The sequence below is a fragment of the Pedobacter caeni genome (genome assembly GCF_900129215.1).
Classification (GTDB): Bacteria; Bacteroidota; Bacteroidia; order Sphingobacteriales; family Sphingobacteriaceae; genus Pedobacter; species Pedobacter caeni.
The window spans coordinates 1,051,818-1,072,611 of record NZ_FQUQ01000004.1 but is presented as its reverse complement, the minus strand read 5'-3'; the positions used below and the strand labels follow the sequence as shown (position 1 = coordinate 1,072,611).

Sequence of the window (20,794 nt, the reverse complement as noted above, 5' to 3'; positions counted from 1 at the left end):
AAACAATGAAAACTCCTTATATATTAATGGTACATCATGGATATAAGTTCTGCCAGGCAGTCTTATGTTTCCTTCTGTTAATTTCGTTTAGCAGTTGTACAAAAAACTTTGAAAAGTTCAATACAGATAACACCGGTTTTACTTCAGATCAATACCATGTTGGGATGATCTTTCCTGGAATTCAAAGTGCAATTTTTGGTCTGGAAAACGATTATCAGTTAACCCAGAACTTAAATGCAGATTGTTATGCCGGTTATATGATGTCACCGAATCCTTTCAGGGGCAATATTAATAACCTGAATTATGACCTGGTGGATGGATGGAACAGACAATCATATATCGTCTCTTATACCAATTCGTTATTTGCAATCAATACCATCGGACAAGCAGGAACAAGAACTAAACTCCCTGATTTTTGGGGAGTAGCCCTGATCCTTAAAGTGGAAACTTTTAGCCGCTTAACAGATAAATTTGGACCGATTGCTTACAGTTTATCAGGAACTTCTATCATTTCTACCCCTTATGATAGTCAGCAAAACATTTACAAACAATTCTTCCTGGAACTGGATACTGCAGTTACCAACCTGAATACGTATGTAAAAGCGGCTGCTCAGAATTCAAGTATGGAAAAAAATCCTTTTCAAAAGTATGATCTGGTATATGGCGGGGATTATACGAAATGGATTAAACTGGCAAATTCCTTAAGATTGCGCTTAGCGATGCACATCGTAAAAGTTGATCCGGCTACTGCTCAGGCACAAGGCCAAAAAGCACTGGATCCATCTAATGGTGGATTGTTAACTACAAATGCGGATAATGCAGGTATTTCTGGTGGTGGATACCATAACCCACTAAACGTAATCGCCACAAGTTGGACAGATATTTCTATGGGGGCATCCCTGGAGTCTTATATGACGGGCTATAATGATCCCCGCCTGCCTAAATATGTAACACCAGCTACTGATAAACTTTTCCCTGGTCAGTACAAAGGAATTCGTATAGGAGCAGCTGTGACCGCAAAACCAGGTTATAATGGGTTTTCCACCTTAAATTCAGCAACTGCTTTTGGCCCGAACTCACCGATGTGGATGATGACTGCTGCCGAGGCATATTTTCTGAAAGCGGAAGCTGCATTACGCGGTTGGACCGGTGCAGGTGATGTGAAGAATAACTATGAGACTGGAATTCAGGCTTCCATGGACCAATGGGGAGTAACGGCTGGAAATTATAAAGATGATGCAACGAGCTTACCCAAAGCTTACGTAGACCCTTTAAATGCAGCGAATAATTCTCCTGCTGTTTCTACAGTTACGATCAGCTGGGATGCTGCAGCCTCTAATGAACGTAAACTGGAACGGATCATTACCCAAAAATGGCTGGCAATGTTTCCGGAAGGGCAGGAGGCCTGGACTGAATTCCGTCGCACGGGCTATCCTAAATTATTTACTGTGGTCACTAATAATAGTAACGGAAAGATAGACACACAGCTTCAGATCAGAAGACTGGCTTATCCGGCCAACGAATACTCTACGAACGGAGCTGAAGTTCAAAAAGCGCTTCAGCTGTTGGGTGGACCTGATCATGGAGGTACCAGACTATGGTGGGATGTCAACAAACCTAATTTTTAAAAGAATCTATATCTTCATAAAAAAGCTCCGTCATTGTGACGGAGCTTTTTTTATATACCAGAAATAAAGAGGATTTTACATATTTCTTCTGTACTGTCCACCTACTTCGTATAAGGCATTTGATATTTGTCCCAATGAACAGATCTTACAAACTTCCATCAGTTCTTCAAAGATGTTATCACCTGCGATAGCAGACTTTTGCAGTTTTCTCAATGCAATTGCCGTCTTATCTGCATTTCTTTCCTGGAAGGCTTTTAATGCTGTAATCTGATATTGTTTTTCTTCTTCTGTAGCACGGATTACTTCACCCGGAACAATGGTTGGAGAACCATTTTTATTCAGGAAGGTATTTACTCCTACAATAGGATATTCACCAGTATGTTTCAGTGTTTCATAATACAGACTTTCTTCCTGGATCTTACCACGTTGATACATCGTTTCCATAGCGCCCAGTACGCCACCTCTGTCGTTAATTCGTTTAAATTCAAGCAAAACAGCTTCTTCAACTAAATCCGTCAGGTCTTCTATAATAAAGGCACCTTGTAAAGGATTTTCATTTTTTGCCAATCCCAATTCCCTGTTAATGATCAGCTGGATGGCCATCGCCCTGCGTACAGATTCTTCTGTAGGTGTGGTAATGGCTTCATCATAAGCATTGGTATGCAGGGAATTACAGTTGTCATAGATCGCATACAAAGCCTGTAATGTGGTGCGGATATCATTAAAGTCGATCTCCTGGGCATGTAAGGAACGACCCGAAGTCTGGATATGGTATTTTAATTTTTGCGAACGGTCATTTCCTTTGTATTTGTTCTTGATGGCTTTAGCCCAGATTCTTCTGGCAACACGGCCGATAACTGAATACTCCGGATCAATTCCATTGGAGAAGAAAAAGGAGAGGTTAGGGGCGAAATCATCAATATTCATTCCTCTGCTCAGGTAATACTCTACAAAGGTAAACCCATTGCTTAAGGTAAAGGCCAGTTGCGAAATAGGGTTGGCACCAGCTTCGGCAATGTGATACCCTGAGATCGACACGGAATAAAAGTTCCGTACTTTTTCAGTGATGAAGTAGTTCTGGATATCTCCCATCATTCTTAAGGCGAACTCTGTGGAGAAGATGCAGGTATTTTGGGCCTGATCTTCTTTCAGGATGTCAGCCTGAACAGTCCCCCTTACAGTACTGATCGCGTACGCCCTGATTTTGGCGTAAACATCAGCAGGTAATACCTGATCACCGGTTACACCAAGCAACATTAGCCCTAAGCCATTATTGCCCTCCGGAAGACCACCACTATAACTTGGTCTTTCTATTCCTTTGGATTTATACAGGGCGGCAATTTTAGCCTCTGTTTCTTCCTGAAGCTCATGTTCGATGATGTATTTCTCGCATTGCTGATCGATAGCTGCATTCATAAAGAAACCCAGCAACATCGGTGCAGGGCCATTGATGGTCATGGATACTGAAGTGGAAGGCGCACAAAGGTCAAAACCGGAGTATAATTTCTTGGCATCGTCTATGGTGGCAATACTTACCCCCGAGTTTCCGATTTTACCATAAATATCCGGCCTGATGTGTGGATCTTCCCCATACAAGGTAACTGAGTCGAATGCGGTAGATAAACGATGTGCAGGCTGACCTAAAGACACATAGTGAAACCTTTTGTTGGTCCTTTCCGGGCCACCTTCGCCGGCAAACATCCTGGTTGGATCTTCTCCATCACGTTTTAGCGGGAATACTCCTGCGGCATAAGGGAACTCTCCAGGAACGTTCTCTGTTAACAACCAGCGTAAGATATCCCCCCAGTCTTCATAGCGGGGAAGGGATACTTTAGGGATTTGAAGTTTGGATAAAGACTCATAAAACAAAGGTTGTCTGATCTCTTTATCCCTTACCTTGTAAACAAAGAATTCCTGTTTGTATTTGATCTTTGTTTCCGGCCATTGACGAAGTAACCTTCTGCATTCCCCATCAAGTTGTTCTTCCAGATGTTGATAGATGTCCTGTAAGGCATCCCCAATGTTTTCGGTTGCCGGAATATCTTTAATCAGTTTCTGCTCTTTAGACAGTTGGATTACCCCCTGAAGCTGGTATAATTTTCTGGCAATGGTACTTTGTTTTTCTACCCATTCGTTATAAGTCTGACTGGCCTCGGCAATCTCGGCGAGATACCTGGTCCTGTCTGGCGGAATGATGTATATCTTTTCAGATTGCTCTGAAGTGAGTTCCATTTGTGCATTGAAATCAACCTTTGTTTTCTCTTTGATCTTGTCCATCAGGGCAGTAAAGAGGTTGTTCATTCCAGGATCATTGAACTGGGATGCCATTGTTCCAAAAACAGGAATCGTGTCATCCTTGGCATCAAACAGGTTATGGTTGCGTTTATATTGCTTCCGGACATCACGTAGCGCATCTAAAGCACCACGTTTATCGAATTTATTGATGGCTACCAGATCTGCAAAATCAAGCATGTCGATTTTTTCCAGTTGGGTTGCAGCTCCAAATTCAGGAGTCATCACATAAAGGGAAACATCACAATGTTCTGTAATCTCTGTATCTGACTGGCCAATTCCGGAGGTCTCCACAATGATCAGGTCATATCCGGCAGCTTTACAGATGTCTATACTTTCCTGTACATTTTTAGATAAGGCCAGGTTGGCTTGTCTCGTGGCCAGGGATCGCATATAGATCCTTGGGTTATTGATGGCATTCATCCGGATTCTATCACCCAATAAAGCACCTCCTGTTTTGCGTTTGGAGGGGTCTACGGAGATGATGGCCATGGTTTTATCTTTCACCTCTATCAGGAAGCGTCTGACCAGTTCATCTACCAGAGACGATTTACCGGAACCACCGGTTCCTGTGATACCCAGTACCGGAGCCTGGCTTTTTAAAGTCAGTTTCTTCAATTCATCTACAAATGCCTGAGCTCCTTCCGGATCATTTTCAGCTACCGTAATGGCAGAGGCAATGCTCTTTACATTCTTTTGAGGGATAGATTTAAGCTCTCCGTTCAGGGTTGTGGTAGTGATGTAATCGGTTTGTTCCAGCATGTTATTGATCATGCCTTGTAAGCCCATTTTACGTCCGTCATCAGGAGAATAGATTCTGGTAATACCATATTCCTGCAACTCTGCAATTTCGGAAGGGAGGATGACTCCGCCACCACCACCAAAGATCTTGATATGGGAAGCGCCACGTTCCTGTAGCAGGTCGTACATGTATTTAAAATATTCAATATGCCCACCCTGGTAAGAAGTCATGGCAATCCCTTGTACATCTTCCTGGATGGCACAATTTACCACTTCATCAACCGAGCGGTTATGCCCCAGGTGTATCACCTCAGCTCCTGAAGACTGGAGGATCCGGCGCATGATATTGATTGTTGCATCGTGTCCGTCAAATAAGGCTGCAGCGGTAACAAAACGTATTTTATGTTTGGGTTTATAGATTTCAATTTTCTCCATAGGATGGTTTTATAATTGGTAGGTAAAGGTAACAAAAACTGAGCTTAGGTGGTTAAAATAGCCAAATCAATACAAAAGGATGATGTATAAAAAAAGCCGTCCTGAATCTTGTTCAGGACGGCTTTTCTGTATTTTAAACTGATTTACTGATGGGTAAGCTCTGTGATCGGCTCTCCGACACAGCCACTTGGCATCTGAATGTGCAGCATCGCAGCTAATGTGGCTGCAATATCTGTCATATAATGTGTTTTATTGGTCTTTCCAGGTTTCACATTCCAACCCATGAATACCGCAGGAATATGAGAATCGTAAGGATTCCATGAACCGTGGGTTGTTCCGGTCTTGCTGCTGCTGTCGAAATGGTTGGATTGAAGGATAAAATAGATATCGCCGCTTCTTCTGGCATTGTATCCATTGGTGATTCTTGTCTTGATGGGCTCAGGAAGGGTGCTTCCGGCAATTTTAGTCAAATCTACGGCGTTTGCAAAACCATGCTGTGTTTTCAGGAATTCAATGCTGAAATCTTTAACTGCATCAAAATCAACCTTTGAATCCGCGATGTTTTTATGGTTGAAATAAACCTGATTGTTCATCGATTTGATGATGGCTTGTTTGATGCCAAATTTAGCTTCCAGACGGCCACCCAGTTCTTTCATCACAGGGCTGTCATCAATTGTTTCACCTGGTAATCTGTTCTCTTTCATGAAGCCCGGTACATGTGCTGCACCGTGATCTGCTGACAGGAAGAACAGGTAATTTCCTTTACCTACTTTGCTGTCCAGGTAGTCGAAAAACTCTGCAAGGTCTTTGTCCAGTCTCAGGTAAGTATCTTCTGCTTCTACAGAGTTTGGTCCGTACATATGTCCGACATAATCTGTAGAAGAGCAGCTTACGGCAAGGAAATCGGTTACGTTATCCTGACCAAGATCTTCAGAAAGGATGGCCAGTTTAGCCAGGTCTAAAGTGATGGTGTTTCCGTAAGGCGTGCTTTTGATCATCTCATAATTTTTTCCCGCATATAATTTCAGGGGATGAGGGAAAACAGGGCTTTGTTCGCCTCTTGCTTTTCCTTCATAAGGTTTGTCGTCTGCTGTACTTTGGGTATAAGTTTCGATCGGGTAAAGGGTAGGCCAGTTTTTCTCAAAAAACTTATTAGCCAGTTTGATCTTATTGTAATCTTCCAACCATGTAGGTAGTTTAGGCATATAATAAGTACTGGTGATCCAGTCGCCGGTTTGTCCGTCGAACCAGTAAGCTGCATTGGCAGTATGTCCGGCAGGAAGGATAGATCCACGGTCTTTTAAGGAGATACCGATTACTTTACCCTGGAAATTAGTTGCCAGGCGAAGCTCATCAGTTATCGTAGTTGTCAGCATGTTTTTTGGAGACATGACACCTGCTCTTGTGGTACTTCCAACACTGGTTACTGAAGTATCTTCTGCACAGTAAACATTACGTCCTAACTGAGGATCGTACCAGTCGTTACCGATAATTCCATTGATGGCAGGAACCGAACCTGTATAGATGCTGGCGTGGCCACATGCGGTATAAGTTGGGGTATAAGGAATAAAGGTATTCTCGGCAGAGAAACCTTCGTTGATGAGTCTTTTGAAGCCTCCTGAGCCATATCTGCTGTAATAACGATAAAGATAATCCCATCTCATTTGATCTATCACCAGGCCAACGACCAGTTTAGGTCTGTCTACAGAAGCAGGGAAGTCTTTTTTTGAGGGGGCAGCTGTTTTCTTTTGTGCCATAGATACACTACAAGTGACAAGTAGTGCAGAAAATAACAGGTAAATTCTTTTCATTGAGTTGTGTATGTATTAAGAATTTTTAAAGATAGTTAATCCGTATAATTATTGCCGGGGCTGTAATGTAAAGATTTTATAGGACTTCTGCTACAACGAAGGTACTTCCACCAACAAAGACCAGGTCGTTTGAATCTGCATTGTCTTTTGCAGCATGGAAGGCCAGCTGGACGGTAGGAAATACATCTCCGATCAGTTGATGTTGTTTTGCCTCTTCTGCAAGTTCTGCAGCCGGGAGAGCCCTTTCCAGTTCAGGCTGACAAAAATAATAATGCGCATCTTTTGGAAGCAGCTTTAAGACTCCACTGATGTCTTTATCCTTCACCATCCCAATAACGATATGTAGTTGATCATGAGGGGTGTCATTGATGTTTTGCATCACCTCCGTGATTCCCCCGATATTGTGTCCGGTATCGCAGATGATCAGAGGGTTTTCTCCGAGGGCTTGCCACCTGCCTTGCAGACCTGTTAATCCCTTCACATCTTTTAACGCGGAATACAGGGCCTCATCATCAATCTGATAACCTTGTTCTTTTAACATCAATACAGACTGAATCACGGTCAGGATGTTTTTTCTTTGATAAGACCCATTGAGGTCCAATTCCAGGTGCAGGTATAAAGGATGGCTTCCAGCATACACATCTGCATTCAGGTATTTCTCTTTTTTAATGAGGTTTGTGAGGTGTAATTCCTGATCTGCGAAAGTAATCAGGCTATTGGTTTCTTCAGCTTTGCCAATAAATACGGCTTTTGTTTCCTCCTGTTGTTCTCCGATAACTACCGGTATACCTGGCTTGATGATCCCTGCTTTTTCCTTTGCAATTTCGGGTAGGGTGCTGCCAAGGATATTGGTATGGTCCAGGCTGATATTGGTAATGACAGAAAGTTCAGGAGTAATGATATTTGTAGAATCCAGTCTGCCTCCCAGGCCAACCTCGATAACGGCAATATCCACTTGTTCTTCTGCAAAATAAGAAAAAGCCATGGCTACCGTTACCTCAAAAAATGAAGGGCTGATTTCTTCCATGATGTCTTGCTGTTGGGCCACAAAATCAGTCACGAAGTTTTCAGAGATCATTTCCCCATTGATCCGGATGCGTTCCCTGAAATCTTTAAGGTGGGGAGAGGTATAGAGTCCGGTTTTATACCCTGCCTGTTGCAGGATCGCGGCAAGCATGTGTGAGGTGGAACCTTTACCATTGGTTCCACCGACATGTATGGTTTTGAATTTATGCTGAGGGTTTCCCAGTTTATCGCACATGGCGATGGTGTTGTGCAGGTCTTTTTTGAAGGCTATGGCGCCAACACGGGTAAACATGGGTAGTTTACCATACAGATAATCCAGAGTTTGTTTATAGTTCATTTTGGAGTTCCAAAAAAAGAATACCAGGTACGTTATTTCACTTTAAAGTTGAACACGACCACTCCGATTTGAACATCAGGGGCGGATTCAGATTGGGTCAGACGTGCACCCATTACAGCTTCTTTACATTTCTGCCATAGCTCTCTGTCGTTCAGGGTTGTTCCTTTCACTCCCGGAGTGGCGTCTATCACGATACCACTTTTATTGATCTTGATCCTTACGGCAATCTTTCCGGTTTTTTGTCCGTCATCCTGAGGGGTAACCAAATTGGTGAACTTTCTGAGTGCAATAGGAGTTTCGCCAAATCCAGAGCCGCCTTCGCCATAATTATTGGCCAATGGATCTCCGTCTTTATCGCCCTGATTTCCTGGAGTTGTCCCCGTTCCATCACCACCACCTGTACCTTTATTGGTTTTGCCTTTATACAATGCATTTTGATTGATGACAGGCTTTGCCGGTTTAGTTTCTGTGGTTGCAGTAGGTGCAGTGTTTTTATTGCTGCTTTTGGTATTTACGCTGACTGCTTCTTCTGTACTTTGTGTAACGATCTCTTTAGTACTGTTCTGATTGGTCGGAGTTTCCTTGGTAGGTTCTTTGGGAACTACTTTATCCGGTGGTTTATTGTTGGCATTCGGATCTGCAGAAGGTTCCTCTATACTCGTATAGTCTGTCCCCATTCCCGTAACTGATGTTCCGTAATTGACCACCATTCCTCCCATACCTGCCTCAACAGGAGGCTGGAATGTTCCTATCGCAATGAAGAAACTCAGCGCGATGAGGGCAATCATAATACCAGTAGAGATGGCTACTGCTTTAGGATAATTGTTTTCTTCCTTAGGGTACATCATTATTTCTTAGGTTCTACAGCGAGTACAACTTTAAGTTTTAATTTGTTGGCGATATCAAATACAAGCATGGTGTTTTCGATGGAAACCCCTCTGGCCACATAAAGCACAATGGTCAGATCAGGTGATGCTCTTTGATAAGTCTCAATTGCAGCCTGGATGTTTTCCAGCGTTGTAGGTTGCTTGTCTACAAAATAGTTCAGCTTTTCGTCTATCGATACCGTAACGGTCTTCTGTGCAGAAGATTGTTGTCCTGATTCTGATCTTGGCAACAACAGCTTTACCACCTGCGGATTCACTACGGCAGACGCCAATAGGAAAAACAGCAGCAGGAAGAACATGATGTCGTTCAGTGCAGAAGTATGAACCTCTACCGTTCCTTTATTTCTCTTGCGTAGATTCATTATTTACCTGGCTCCTCTAATAGATCAATAAACTCAATAGCATCAGTTTCCATTCTTAGTATGATGCGCTCTACCATCATATTCAATATATGATACAATACATAAGCGATGATACCGATGATCAGACCAGTAGCGGAAGTGATCATTTTAGTATATAAACCTCCGGATATCGTTCCGATCTCAATAGCACCTTTGATAGACACATCATGGAAAATGGTAATTACCCCAATAATGGTACCAACGAAACCAAGCATCGGTGCAATACCGGCGATAATTCCAAGTACACCAATGTTTTTCTCCAGTTTGGATACTTCCAGTTTACCGTTATTCTCAATTGCGGCTTCAATATCTTTAATCGGACGGCCAATACGTTTTAGCCCTTTTTCCAGCATTCTGGCTAAAGGAGAGTTGTTGTTCTTGCATAGTGCAATGGCATTGTCCAATCGGCCGTCATGGATATATTGTTTAATCTGAAGCATCAGGTTAGATTCAGTTTTAGAAGCTTTTCTGATGGTCAGGTATCTTTCAACAAAAATGACTAATCCTAAAAAGGCAAGAAAAGCCAGGGGAAGCATTACCCATCCGCCTTTGAACAGCAGGTCGATAAAGTGCAATTCCGGAGGTGCTGCAGCAAGGGCTTTAGTGGCGTTATTAGCAGTATCAGCAAGTTGTGTCAGGCTATCAGTAGCACCCTGTATTAATGCGATCATAATTTATAATGGTTTGTTTGTGTGTATGTATGTGTCTTTAATCCCTAACTTTTTCTCTAGTTTAGGTCTTTCCGAATGAGCCGAGTTGTAGTCTTTAAACGAACCAATGCTCAGTTTTATTATTTTTCTGCCTGGAGCAGGGGGGATGGCTTTCGCGGTAATTCCCAGAGACTTCATATTGGCAATAAAGCGGTCCGCTTCTTTCTGACTGGTTACGGAAGAGCCAATTACTTCATAAGTTGTTCCTGTTTCTGCCACAGGAGGGGGCGTTGGTAATGCTTTTGTTGCCGGAGGTACTACTGCCGTTTCAGCTTTGGTGGCTACCGGTTTTTCAGCCACAGGTTTTGCAGCTACTGGTTTGGCTCCTGTTGAACTGTCCTTTTTAGTGCTGTCTTTTATCGGAAGCGTCTTCTCTATATTTCTTTTGGCACTGTCTGCTTTTGCTAGTGAGTCTGCTGTGAGTGCCGCTGCCTGACCACTAACACTGTTTTCAACAGGTGTTGCAGCCTGGTTTTCCCCTCTTTTCAGAAGAGGATCAAAAAGATCAGGGCGAATAAAATAAGCTGCAGCAAGTCCGATCAGGATCAGCAATAAGGCGATCAGGATTTTTAAATAAACAGGTGTTTTAGCGGGTTCTGTATATTCTCCATCAGAATTGTAAAATCTTGGTTCTGTTACTTGTTCACTTTCTACTGGTTGCTCAGGCTGTACCGGAATCGGGCGGGGCTCATAAAGAGGGGGCCTGTTAGACTGCGCATAGATATCGTTGATGGTCGTAGGAACAACCGTTTCAATTACGGGTTCCTCTATTGGTTTTTTAGGAAATTCAACCTCTGCGATTTCTTCATAAACAGGTTGTTCATCAGCTACAGGTAGCGGCTGATTTTCTTCTTCAACCTCGTATATTTCCTCTATAGTTGCTTCTTCTATCTGATACTTTTCAGTCTCTTGTTTTTCTGCAGATTCTTCTTCTTCAGACCATTCTTCTCCATGGGGGATTACTGGTTCTTCCGCATTTGTTTCAGATACCGCTGGCGTTTCTGTTACCGCTGGTACTTCTGCTGCAGTAGGTAATTCTGTAGCCGCCGGTGTTTCTTCTTCCTGCTGAACCTCGGTTACTAAAGGTTGTTCTTCCTCCGGAACAGCTGCGACTTCTTCAATTTCAGGTACCACATCTTCTTCTCCAGCCTCTTCAACGATAGGTTGTTTGGCTTCGGCAGCAGTTTCGTTCTCTACTTCCCTAAGATCCGCATTGCTGTTTTCCAGTTCCAATTGTTCTTCGCTAACCTGATGTTCTGATGAATCATCGATGGATTCCTCTTGCTCAATTTCTTGATTTTCAATGACAGGATCGGTAGAATAAGGAGGCGTTTCAACAGGTTCAGTAACCAGGTTTGCTTCTTCTTTGACTGGCGGTAAACCGTAAAAATCAAAACCGAAGTTTTGATCATTTACAGGTTTAAAGTTAAACGCGTCAGGGCTTCCATATAAAGTTCCCAGCGGATAAAGGCTGGCTTCCTCATGTTGCTCCAGTTGTTTTTTTATGTCGTCCGAAAACTCATCCACATAATAAGTGGCGGCATCCGGAGATATGTTTCTTTTTTTACAGATATGGTCAATGAGTGCCGATTGCTCTCTTACTTCAGAACTGAAATCCAGTATATAGCTGGGTGGTAAGAACGAATGTGTCTCCGCATCATACCTTCCCGGTGATTTCTTTTTATAGATCGTTCCAAGTCCGGGGATCCCAACCTCTCTACGGGTTTTAATAAGCTCTGTAAGATACGCTAGCATGTCCATTCTGGTAAAATTAAATTTTAATTCTATATCAACCAATTAATAATTGAAAACCGCTTAGAAGGAGTAAGTTAAACCTCCGAAAATATTGGTTCCGATTGTTGGATAATACAAGTATCTGCTGTATGAAGTATTCAACAGATTGTTCGCTCTTAGAAAAGCAGAGAATTTGTTGTTGATTTTATAGCTGGCACCAACACCAAGATCTACAAAAGCTTTCACACTTTCTGTTGTTTCGATAGAACGGTCAGGAATCAGATAAGGACTTGCTGGGGCAGAGGTGTAAACCTTTGCTTTGCTGGCATCCTGAATGGCAACGGATGCATTTAATCCGATCTTATCTGTGATATTGAATAGTAGGTCTGAGCTGATTCTCATTTGAGGCTTAAACCAGCTTTCAGATTCCTGAGCAGGTTTATAATCTTCAAAGTTTAGTTTACCTGTCCATTTCAATGAGTTGCTCACCTGTACAGAAATTTCTCCTTCAAGACCTGTCATTGTGGTAGATCCGAAATCGTAGATCACATCAAAACGGGTTGGGTTCGCAAAGTTGTTTACGAACAATGGCATATCAGAAATTTTCTTATGATAAACTCTTGCTTTGTAACCAAAACCAGGACCACCCGTTCCTTTGATCCCTGCACTGAAGCCTAGTTTCTCTACCGAGTTTCTGATGAGAATATTGGAATTCAGGAATGGGTTTTCGTCTGTAAATTGTTTTAATGAATTACGGTTTACATCACCTTTTACCTCAGCAAATAACTGAAGGTAATCCGGGATCAGGGTCAGGTCTGCAGTAACTGAAGGGAAGATCCTGCTTTTTGAGAACGCACCAAATTCCTGTACGAAATTAATACCGGCATTGATCTTTACCCCATTTGCCTGAAGTCTGATGTACGGGTTTAATTTCAATACATTATTTCCCACGCTTACCAGTTCATCTTTGGTATTTCCGAGTTCTACTGAAGCGGCAAGACCTAAGTTAAAGCTGCTGATTCTTTTGTTCACATATCCGTTCAGAACGATAGAGTTTTCTTTTGCCGCATATTTATCATTCCATAAGTATCCGTTTAGTTTTACAGCGTAGCTGAGTGCATCAGGGTCATCCGTATACTTATTTACGATCTCTCCTTCTGCCTCAATAAAGCTCAGTGTTTGTCTGTCAGGATTCAGGTTAAGTTCCGGTTTAGCCGGGTTAAAGCCATAAAAGAACAAACCGTTTCTCTGGTAATTCACACGGCCACTCATGGTCACCTGATCACCGATACTTCTTCCGAAGACACTCAATTGCTGTTGATTCACTTCTTGTCCGGCAAGCTTTCCTTTTTGTCCGAAGTGTTTAAAGAAGGCACCTGCCTGTAGGGCTTCATCTCTGCCCAGGTTAATGTAAGCTTCCCCTAAAATGGTCGTACGCATTCCGAAACCGCCTTTTACATAATTGTTGATCAGTTCAGTTTCTCTTTCCTTTGCTACCTGCTCTGCCTGTAATTTATTGATGTCTGAATTTAACTCCAGTTTTCTGTCGGTCAGGCTATAATTGAACTTTGCTTTATAGGTCTTTACGGTATTCAGGTCCGGGCTTCTTCTCAATTTTACAGCTTCGGCTAAAACTGGTTTATATGGCCTTACAACTTCAATCTCTTCCGTTACGGCTTTTTCTTCAGTTTTCTTTGTCTCCTGTGCCAATGCGCTCAGAGATCCTGCAGTAATAAAAAATAGGGTGGTATATATTAATTTCGTCAATCTCATCGTGCTTGTCTTATTTAATTTTTTGTAATTTATCCTTAGCAGTCTGGACAATTTCGTCCTTGCCTTCATAATTGTCTATAAGGCTAAGGAGCGTACTTTTAGCTTGTAGATTGTCTTTTAATGCAACGTAATTGTCTGCTAACAAAATGAAAGATTTAGCCACCCAATAATCATAAGATGATAAGTTATTGATCAGGTCAAAACAGGTCTTGGTAGAAGTTTTATATTCTCTTTTTGCATACTGAATGGCAGCAAGGTTATATTTTGCTTCAGCAGCGGCAAGGGTTTTTGTTTTTTCTACTACCGCGTTGAATGATTTAACGGCAAGTGTGGTATCTGCTTTTGCTAAATAGGCCTTTCCTGCATACAATTCAGAGCTGCTTTTCTCTTCCTGAGAAGACTTATCAGATTCTTTGATCAGGGCTACATATTTGATCACGTCATCAGGCATATTTAAAGCACTGTAGGCTTTCAACAGGTTGTTGATGGCATAAGTATAGTGAACCTTATAATCTGCAGTTGTTTCCAGTCTTTTCAGATAAACGATCGCCTCATTGTATTTTTTCTGATCCAGGAATAGTTTGGAGATAGAAACCAATGAACGTTCTGTATAATCACTTGTCCAGTCGTTTAAGATGAACTCATAATCAGGAATCGCTTCGTCCGGTCTGCCTAATTTCACCAATGATTCTGCTCTGATGAATTTAGCTTCTTTGGTATGAATGGCTTTCGGGAACTTATCAAAATAAGCATTTATCGCTTCAAAAGCACCTTTAGCATCACCTTTCAGGTAGCGGTTATTGGCAGCCGTGAAGATGATATTGTCCTGTTCTGCAAGAGAGAAATCTCCGATTGGAGTTGTTTTTGCATAGTTGATAAAACCTTCTGAATCGCCTTTGTCTACGTAAATGTTTTTGATGGATTCCAAAGCTTGTTTGGCCTCTTCACTACTTCCGTAATCGGCAATTACCTTTTTGAAGGTTTCTGCAGCTGCATCATCCTGATCCTGGTTGTATTGAACCAAACCGATGGTGACCAATGCACGCGGTACATAGCTGCTACGTGGATACTGACTGATCAAACCTGTCAGATCTGTTTTTGATTTTTCCAGGTCTCCTTTATTGAAATAGGTATAAGCGGTTTCAAAACCGGCATCATCTGCATAGTTTGAAGAAGGGAACTGCTTTAACAAACTTTGCATCGTACTGATTTTTGCATCGTTTTGGTTTTCAAGTCCCTGGATCATTCCACGCTGGAAAAGGGCATAGTCTTCTCCGGTAGATTTACTGGCAATGATTTTATTGTAATTTTCTAAGGCATTGCCATAGCTTTTATTTACGAAGTAAGAATCCGCCAATCTGATCGTGGCATCAGTTACTGTTTTCTGATCTTTATCATTTCCTTTCAGGAAGCGCTCAAAATAGGTAGCTGCTTTTCCGTAACGTTCGTCTTCGAAAGCGGCATAAGCCAAAGCATAGTTAGCGAAATTGTATACTTCCGTTTTATCCGCTCCGGGCATGTCAAGGAACAGCTCAAAGTTTTTCACCGCCTCTCCGAATTTTCTCAATTCATAGCTGGCTTCTGCTTTCCAGTAAGTACTTAATGCATGGATCTCCTTATCTTCAGGAAACTTCTCAGAACGTAAGAACATTGATAATGCATTAGGGAAAGCCCTTTCATTATAAAACTCAAGTCCTCTGAAATACGTTACTTTTTGATAAGCTTCTTTTGCTTCAGGTGATTTATCCGGGATAGGCTCCAGAATATCTATGGCAGCCTGATAGTTTTTACTTGTTAACAGGATCTCGCCTAATAAGGTTTTAGCTTCATTTGCTTTCCTTGATTTAGGGAATTGCTTCAGGAAACTCTGAGTGGATTCCAGGGCCTGCTGATTAAAATCAAGCTCATAACTTAAGCGTGCATAGTTGATCCATGCTTCTTCCTGTATGAACTTATCGAAGTCAAGTCTTGAAGACCTGAAGAAAGCACTGCGCGCTTTTTCTTTGTTTTTCAGTTGAATGAAAGAGCGGCCTAAAGTATACATCCCGCTTTGCAGGTATACATCATCTGTGTCCAGTTTTTCCAGAATAGATACCGATTCCTGATATCTTTTTAAATGGAATAAGGAATAGCCGTATTGATAGATAAACAGGTTGTTTTTTACCTCTGACTTATCTTTTGCATAATATTCACTGAAATATTTCTCTGCATTGGTATAATCAGATTTGGCAAAGTAAGAAGCTGCAATCAGGCTCAGCATCTCTGCTTCATACTGTTGCTTTGATGTTTTTAAAATAGGAATGGCATAAGCAAGTACATCGTCATAACGTTCGTCCAGGTAATACATGGAGGTGATGTAATAAGGGTAGCTGGCTTCATAAGTTGGCGAACCTTTTAACTTTTCAAAGTTGGCCAATGCCGTTTTATACTCTTTGTTCAGGTAATTGATGTAAGCAAAATAGTAGGTTGCACTTTCCTGATAAGGAGATTTTTCTTTTTTCACGATTTCAAACAGGGGTTCCGCCTTCTCCGTGTTTTTCAACATGAAATAAGCATAACCTTGTTTGAACTGATATTCTAAACGTTGTTTTCCTGAAAGGGTAGAAGGATCTGTTTTTTCAAACCAATCCAATGCTTTCTGATAGTTTTCCTGCGCAAAATATGATTTACCAACATGGAAATAGGCCAGTTTGGTATTAGCATTCAGGGGATAATCTTTTATAAAGTTCTGGAACAGGCTTTCTGCATCATTGTTCCCAAGTTCCAAAGCACAAACGGCTGCATAGAACTTTGCGTTTTCTTTAAGTAAGGATAATTCTGAGTTACTTTCCTGTTGAGCACCTGGTTTTTGTCTGGCTTGTTCTACCAACCTAAATTGTTGTGCTGCTGCGATGTACTTTTCATTGTCCAGTAACTCCAGGCCGGTTCGGTAATTCTGATTTAAATGTACTAGTATGCTGGACTGCGCATAACTAGACGTAAAGCTACCTGCTAATAATAGCGGAATAAAAAGGTATTTTTTCTGCATCTGGTTTCAAATATGGTTGGTACTAATATAAAAATAGTATTATGTCTTATTAACATAAGAAATTAACAACTGTTGATAACACTGGTTTAACGAAAAGAAAACGAGATTGGTATAAAAAACTTTTTGGTTTTTTAATCTCTTTGAGAGGCCAGCAGATAAAGTACCGCCATTCTCACTGCAACACCATTTTCCACCTGTTCAAGGATGATGGATTGTTTACTGTCGGCCACATCACTGGTGATCTCCACACCACGGTTAATCGGGCCTGGATGCATTACAATGATCTCTTTATCCAGGTTGTCCAGGATCTGCTTGTTCAAGCCGTACATCATGGCGTATTCCCTAAGGGAGGGAAAGTATTTGATATCTTGTCTTTCCAGCTGGATGCGCAGCATATTGGCTACATCACACCAGTTCAAAGCTTTAATCAGGTTGTGTTCTACCTTTACACCCAGACTTTCGATGTGTTTAGGAATCAAGGTAGTAGGGCCGCATACCATCACTTCTGCACCTAACTTTTGCAGGCACAGGATGTTGGATATGGCTACCCTGGAGTGTAAAATATCACCTACAATCACCACTTTTTTACCGGCTACATCTCCCAGTTTCTGGCGGATAGAGAAGGCATCTAAAAGGGCTTGTGTAGGATGTTCGTGTGCGCCATCTCCTGCGTTTACGATCTGTGCATTAATGTGTTTGCTCAGGAACTGACCAGCGCCGGCATAGGGGTGTCTCATCACCACCATATCCACTTTCATGGCCAGGATATTGTTTACCGTATCAATCAGGGTTTCTCCCTTGCTCACTGAAGAGGAGGAAGCAGCAAAATTGATTGTATCAGCAGAAAGTCTCTTTTCTGCAAGCTCAAAGGAAAGCTTGGTACGGGTAGAATTCTCAAAGAAGATATTGGCAATGGTGATGTCTCTCAGGGAAGGCACTTTTTTAATGGGCCTGTTGATCACATCTTTAAAATTATCTGCAGTTTCTAAGATCAATTCGATATCATTTCGGTTAATATCTTTGATACCTAAAAGATGTCGGGTTGATAATTTTTCTACTGCCATGTTATTTATTGCTTTCTGATATTAAGATTACTTTGTCTTCTCCTTCTGTTTCTTTCCAGCTTACCCTTACCTGTTGTGAGTTTAAGCTGTCTACCTGCTGGCCGATATAATCGGGTTCTATAGGCAGATGCCTTGAAAAACGCCTGTCGATCAAGACCATCAATTCTACTCTTTCCGGCCTTCCGTAAGCGAGTAATGCATCCATAGCGGCGCGTATGGTACGTCCGGTCCAGAGTACATCATCAATCAGGATTACGTTCTTGCCCTCGATAATAAAATCTATGGTATTGCTGTTTGCAGAAACGATTCCGTCCTTCCTTCTGAAATCATCACGGAAAAAGGTAATGTCTAAATTGCCTTTTTTGATGGTGTTTTTCTTAAGGATTTGGGAGAGTTCGGTCTGTACTCTATCGGCAAAATAACTGCCTCTCGGCTGAATGCCAATTAAAACAGTATTTGAAAAATCGGTATGGTTCTCAATTAATTGATGACAAAGTCTCTTAATTGTGATCTGGAATTTTTGACCGTCTAGCAGGGTTCTCTTTTGCATTGACTAAAGGATTGGCCAAATATAGGAAAATGTTTCAATTCCGTAAAGCTGAATGTGGAATTATTCCTGTTGATTTTTCAATTGCATTGATTTTAAAAGAGATAAAACTTTTAACTGTCTTATTTATAAAACTATAGATTGAAGCTCTGGATTTAAAAAATTATATTTGTATATATCCAATATCGGGGGATATTAAGAGAAAATAATCTAATGAATGAAGATCGCACACATGGCTTGATTTTTTTTGACGGGGTTTGCAATTTATGTAATCATTCTGTGCAGTTCGCGATTAAAAGAGACCACAAAGATTATTTTCGTTTCGGAGCTTTGCAAAGTGAAATCGCTAAGGAGAAACTGGCCGGTTTTAATTTCAAAGCAGAAGATTTGAAAACAATTATTCTTTTGGAGAACGGGAAGATTTACCTCCGCTCTACTGCGGCACTCCGGATTGCCCGGCGCTTGAGTGGGGGATGGCCGATATTATACGGTTTTATTATTATTCCTGCATTCATCAGAGATTTTATCTATCAGCTGATCTCTAAAAACAGGTACAGAATCTGGGGAAAGAGAGAGAGTTGTATGGTTCCTTCCCCAGAATTGAAAAAGAAGTTTCTTTAAGTCTATAAACAACGGTTTAGAAGATAAGAAGCTATTTAAATGATAAGAAACGATTTAGACGATAAGCAACGGGTTTTTAAAAAGCTTAATTTTCCCAATATCTTTTGCTGTATTTTATGCCCATCTGATCATACCTTTTGAGTTGCTGTTTTAACCTTTGTTGAAAGTTATTAAAATTGCGCTTCGTTTTCGGGCTCCATAGTACTTCGCTTAAAGCATCCAGTCTTGGGAATAACATATACTCTGCTTTAGCAGGATTGCTGATGTATTCAGACCACAGGTTGCCTTGTGCTCCCCAGATGTATTTCCCTTCGGCAGGGCTCAGCTCAGCAGGTACAGGCTCATAATTATATACGTTTGCCAAGGGTAAAAATTTCGCGGCTGTCAGGGAGTCGTCTTTTAAAAACTGTGCATGGTTAAAGTACATGAAATTCTCGGGAGTCATGATGACTTTATGTTTTTGTTTCGCTGCTGCAATTCCTCCTTTTTCTCCCCGCCAGCTCATCACGACTGCATTGGGAGCCAGGCCACCATCTAAGATTTCGTCCCAGCCAATAATGGTTTTTCCTTTGCTGTTCACAAACTTTTCTATCCTATGGATAAAATAACTTTGAAGTCCGGTTTCATTTTTAAGTCCTTTCTCCTTAATCAGTTGTTGTGAAAAGGCAGATTGCTTCCACCAGATTTTTGAACACTCGTCTCCACCGATATGAATGTAAGGAGAGGGGAAGAGCTCCATCACTTCTGTCAGGACTTCTTCCAGAAAGCTGAAGGTCTGTTCTGAAGGAAGTAACACATTGTTGAATTTATTGAAAATACCCCATGTTTCTGCAACTTTCTTTGGCAGCTTTGGGGTGGTGCTCAATTCCGGATAAGCTGCAAGAACGGCCATACTGTGTCCGGGCATTTCTATTTCCGGAATGATGGTGATGTACCTTTCTGCCGCATACCTGATCACTTCTTTCACTTCCTCCTGGGTATAGTAACCACCATATCGGATGCCATCATTTCCCGTTCCCGGATAAAGACCGATAATGGTTCCATCTCTCCAGGCACCAATAGCCGTTAACTTTGGATGCTTTTTAATTTCTATACGCCAGCCATGGTCGTCTGTCAGGTGCCAGTGGAAATAATTGAGCTTATGCATGGCGAGGTAATCAATGTATTTTTTAACAAAGCTGACATCAAAGAAATGCCTGCTGACATCCAGGTGCATCCCGCGGTAAGCAAAGCGGGGGTAGTCGGTAATGCTGACTGCCTGAAACTGCAAAGGAAATGGTTTGGCACTTGGTGGCAGCAATTGAATCAAGGTCTGGACACCATAAAATATGCCAACAGCAGAAGCCGAACGGATGGTTGTCGTTTTACTGAAAACCTCCATTACATATTGCTCCGGATACTGGTTTACAGTTTTATCAAGAACAAAGCTGATCGCATTCTTTCTGTTGCCATCAGCGATATTGCTGGTCTTAAGGTCAATATTATAATACTTTTTAAGGTGATTAATCAGAAAATCTGCCGAAGGCTTTAAGCTGTTATCGCTGGTGAATACTACGGTACTGCCATTGACAAGTGTGAAATTCTCCGTTGCTTTTCCTGCTTTCATCTCCACAGGTTGAGGAATGAGCGAGGGGAGTTGTGCATAACTGATCTGGAACAACAGCAGGGTACTGATGATGCTGATTAAGATTCTCATAAAATGAATGGGGGTATTGGTTTTACAAAACAAAGTAACAAAAAAAAAGGCATCCCGATTGGG

Annotated in this window: 14 protein-coding genes; 2 read left to right on the top strand and 12 right to left on the bottom strand. The window is 41.7% G+C overall.

The features are described 5' to 3' along the window. The first annotated feature begins 5 nt into the window (after positions 1 to 5). On the top strand, positions 6 to 1,628 hold the full coding sequence (locus tag BUC20_RS24015) for a RagB/SusD family nutrient uptake outer membrane protein (protein WP_084529212.1): 1,623 nt from the start codon (positions 6 to 8) through the stop codon (positions 1,626 to 1,628). Positions 1,629 to 1,703: 75 nt separating this feature from the next. Here BUC20_RS24015 and BUC20_RS24010 read toward each other — a convergent pair whose 3' ends face one another. The 11 genes from BUC20_RS24010 to pyrR all read right to left on the bottom strand — a co-directional run bounded on the left by BUC20_RS24010 (position 1,704) and on the right by pyrR (position 18,417). Continuing rightward, positions 1,704 to 5,096, bottom strand: coding sequence for a methylmalonyl-CoA mutase family protein (locus BUC20_RS24010; RefSeq protein WP_073233850.1), 3,393 nt, complete (start codon positions 5,094 to 5,096; stop codon positions 1,704 to 1,706). Positions 5,097 to 5,239: 143 nt separating this feature from the next. Continuing rightward, positions 5,240 to 6,907: an alkaline phosphatase PafA gene (gene pafA / locus BUC20_RS24005; protein ID WP_073233847.1), complete on the bottom strand. Its 1,668-nt coding sequence runs from the start codon at positions 6,905 to 6,907 to the stop codon at positions 5,240 to 5,242. 76 nt (positions 6,908 to 6,983) lie between these two features. After that, positions 6,984 to 8,270 carry a bifunctional folylpolyglutamate synthase/dihydrofolate synthase gene (locus BUC20_RS24000; protein WP_073233844.1) on the bottom strand — a complete coding sequence of 429 codons (1,287 nt, stop codon included), beginning with the start codon at positions 8,268 to 8,270 and terminating at the stop codon, positions 6,984 to 6,986. A 32-nt stretch (positions 8,271 to 8,302) separates the two neighbouring features. Further along, on the bottom strand, positions 8,303 to 9,118 hold the full coding sequence (locus BUC20_RS23995; protein WP_073233841.1) for an energy transducer TonB: 816 nt from the start codon (positions 9,116 to 9,118) through the stop codon (positions 8,303 to 8,305). Then, a complete protein-coding gene (locus BUC20_RS23990; protein ID WP_073233838.1) occupies positions 9,118 to 9,519 on the bottom strand; it encodes an ExbD/TolR family protein in 402 nt (133 codons plus the stop codon). The genes BUC20_RS23995 and BUC20_RS23990 overlap by 1 nt, the downstream gene beginning before the upstream one ends. Then, positions 9,519 to 10,229 carry a MotA/TolQ/ExbB proton channel family protein gene (locus BUC20_RS23985; protein WP_143166891.1) on the bottom strand — a complete coding sequence of 237 codons (711 nt, stop codon included), beginning with the start codon at positions 10,227 to 10,229 and terminating at the stop codon, positions 9,519 to 9,521. Before BUC20_RS23985 ends, BUC20_RS23990 begins: the two co-directional genes overlap by 1 nt. A 3-nt stretch (positions 10,230 to 10,232) precedes the next feature. Further along, positions 10,233 to 12,023, bottom strand: coding sequence for an SPOR domain-containing protein (locus BUC20_RS23980; RefSeq protein WP_159441154.1), 1,791 nt, complete (start codon positions 12,021 to 12,023; stop codon positions 10,233 to 10,235). A gap of 60 nt (positions 12,024 to 12,083) precedes the next feature. Further along, the gene (locus BUC20_RS23975; protein WP_073233833.1) at positions 12,084 to 13,775 is read right to left on the bottom strand and encodes a TonB-dependent receptor; all 1,692 of its coding nucleotides are present in this window, start codon (positions 13,773 to 13,775) and stop codon (positions 12,084 to 12,086) included. A gap of 10 nt (positions 13,776 to 13,785) precedes the next feature. After that, positions 13,786 to 16,803, bottom strand: a complete 3,018-nt coding sequence (locus BUC20_RS23970; protein WP_073233830.1) for a tetratricopeptide repeat protein — start codon at positions 16,801 to 16,803, stop codon at positions 13,786 to 13,788. Between the two features lie 131 nt (positions 16,804 to 16,934). Continuing rightward, positions 16,935 to 17,867 carry an aspartate carbamoyltransferase catalytic subunit gene (locus BUC20_RS23965; RefSeq protein ID WP_073233827.1) on the bottom strand — a complete coding sequence of 311 codons (933 nt, stop codon included), beginning with the start codon at positions 17,865 to 17,867 and terminating at the stop codon, positions 16,935 to 16,937. 1 nt (position 17,868) lies between these two features. Next, positions 17,869 to 18,417, bottom strand: a complete 549-nt coding sequence (gene pyrR / locus BUC20_RS23960; RefSeq protein ID WP_073233824.1) for a bifunctional pyr operon transcriptional regulator/uracil phosphoribosyltransferase PyrR — start codon at positions 18,415 to 18,417, stop codon at positions 17,869 to 17,871. Positions 18,418 to 18,627: 210 nt separating this feature from the next. Here pyrR and BUC20_RS23955 point away from each other — a divergent pair, with 210 nt between their 5' ends. Beyond that, positions 18,628 to 19,035, top strand: coding sequence for a thiol-disulfide oxidoreductase DCC family protein (locus BUC20_RS23955; protein ID WP_073233821.1), 408 nt, complete (start codon positions 18,628 to 18,630; stop codon positions 19,033 to 19,035). A gap of 85 nt (positions 19,036 to 19,120) precedes the next feature. Here BUC20_RS23955 and BUC20_RS23950 read toward each other — a convergent pair whose 3' ends face one another. Then, positions 19,121 to 20,731, bottom strand: coding sequence for a beta-N-acetylhexosaminidase (locus tag BUC20_RS23950; RefSeq protein WP_073233819.1), 1,611 nt, complete (start codon positions 20,729 to 20,731; stop codon positions 19,121 to 19,123). Positions 20,732 to 20,794: the final 63 nt, after the last annotated feature.

Bases quoted from the DNA above. Each gene is read 5' to 3' on its own strand.
- BUC20_RS24010 (WP_073233850.1), bottom strand. From the start codon at position 5,096: ATGGAGAAAATTGAAATCTATAAACCCAAACATAAAATACGTTTTGTT.
- BUC20_RS23970 (WP_073233830.1), bottom strand. From the start codon at position 16,803: ATGCAGAAAAAATACCTTTTTATTCCGCTATTATTAGCAGGTAGCTTT.
- BUC20_RS23985 (WP_143166891.1), bottom strand. From the start codon at position 10,229: ATGATCGCATTAATACAGGGTGCTACTGATAGCCTGACACAACTTGCT.
- BUC20_RS23995 (WP_073233841.1), bottom strand. From the start codon at position 9,118: ATGATGTACCCTAAGGAAGAAAACAATTATCCTAAAGCAGTAGCCATC.
- BUC20_RS23965 (WP_073233827.1), bottom strand. From the start codon at position 17,867: ATGGCAGTAGAAAAATTATCAACCCGACATCTTTTAGGTATCAAAGAT.
- BUC20_RS24015 (WP_084529212.1), top strand. From the start codon at position 6: ATGAAAACTCCTTATATATTAATGGTACATCATGGATATAAGTTCTGC.
- pyrR (WP_073233824.1), bottom strand. From the start codon at position 18,417: ATGCAAAAGAGAACCCTGCTAGACGGTCAAAAATTCCAGATCACAATT.
- pafA (WP_073233847.1), bottom strand. From the start codon at position 6,907: ATGAAAAGAATTTACCTGTTATTTTCTGCACTACTTGTCACTTGTAGT.
- BUC20_RS23955 (WP_073233821.1), top strand. From the start codon at position 18,628: ATGAATGAAGATCGCACACATGGCTTGATTTTTTTTGACGGGGTTTGC.
- BUC20_RS23980 (WP_159441154.1), bottom strand. From the start codon at position 12,023: ATGCTAGCGTATCTTACAGAGCTTATTAAAACCCGTAGAGAGGTTGGG.
- BUC20_RS23990 (WP_073233838.1), bottom strand. From the start codon at position 9,519: ATGAATCTACGCAAGAGAAATAAAGGAACGGTAGAGGTTCATACTTCT.
- BUC20_RS23975 (WP_073233833.1), bottom strand. From the start codon at position 13,775: ATGAGATTGACGAAATTAATATATACCACCCTATTTTTTATTACTGCA.
- BUC20_RS23950 (WP_073233819.1), bottom strand. From the start codon at position 20,731: ATGAGAATCTTAATCAGCATCATCAGTACCCTGCTGTTGTTCCAGATC.
- BUC20_RS24000 (WP_073233844.1), bottom strand. From the start codon at position 8,270: ATGAACTATAAACAAACTCTGGATTATCTGTATGGTAAACTACCCATG.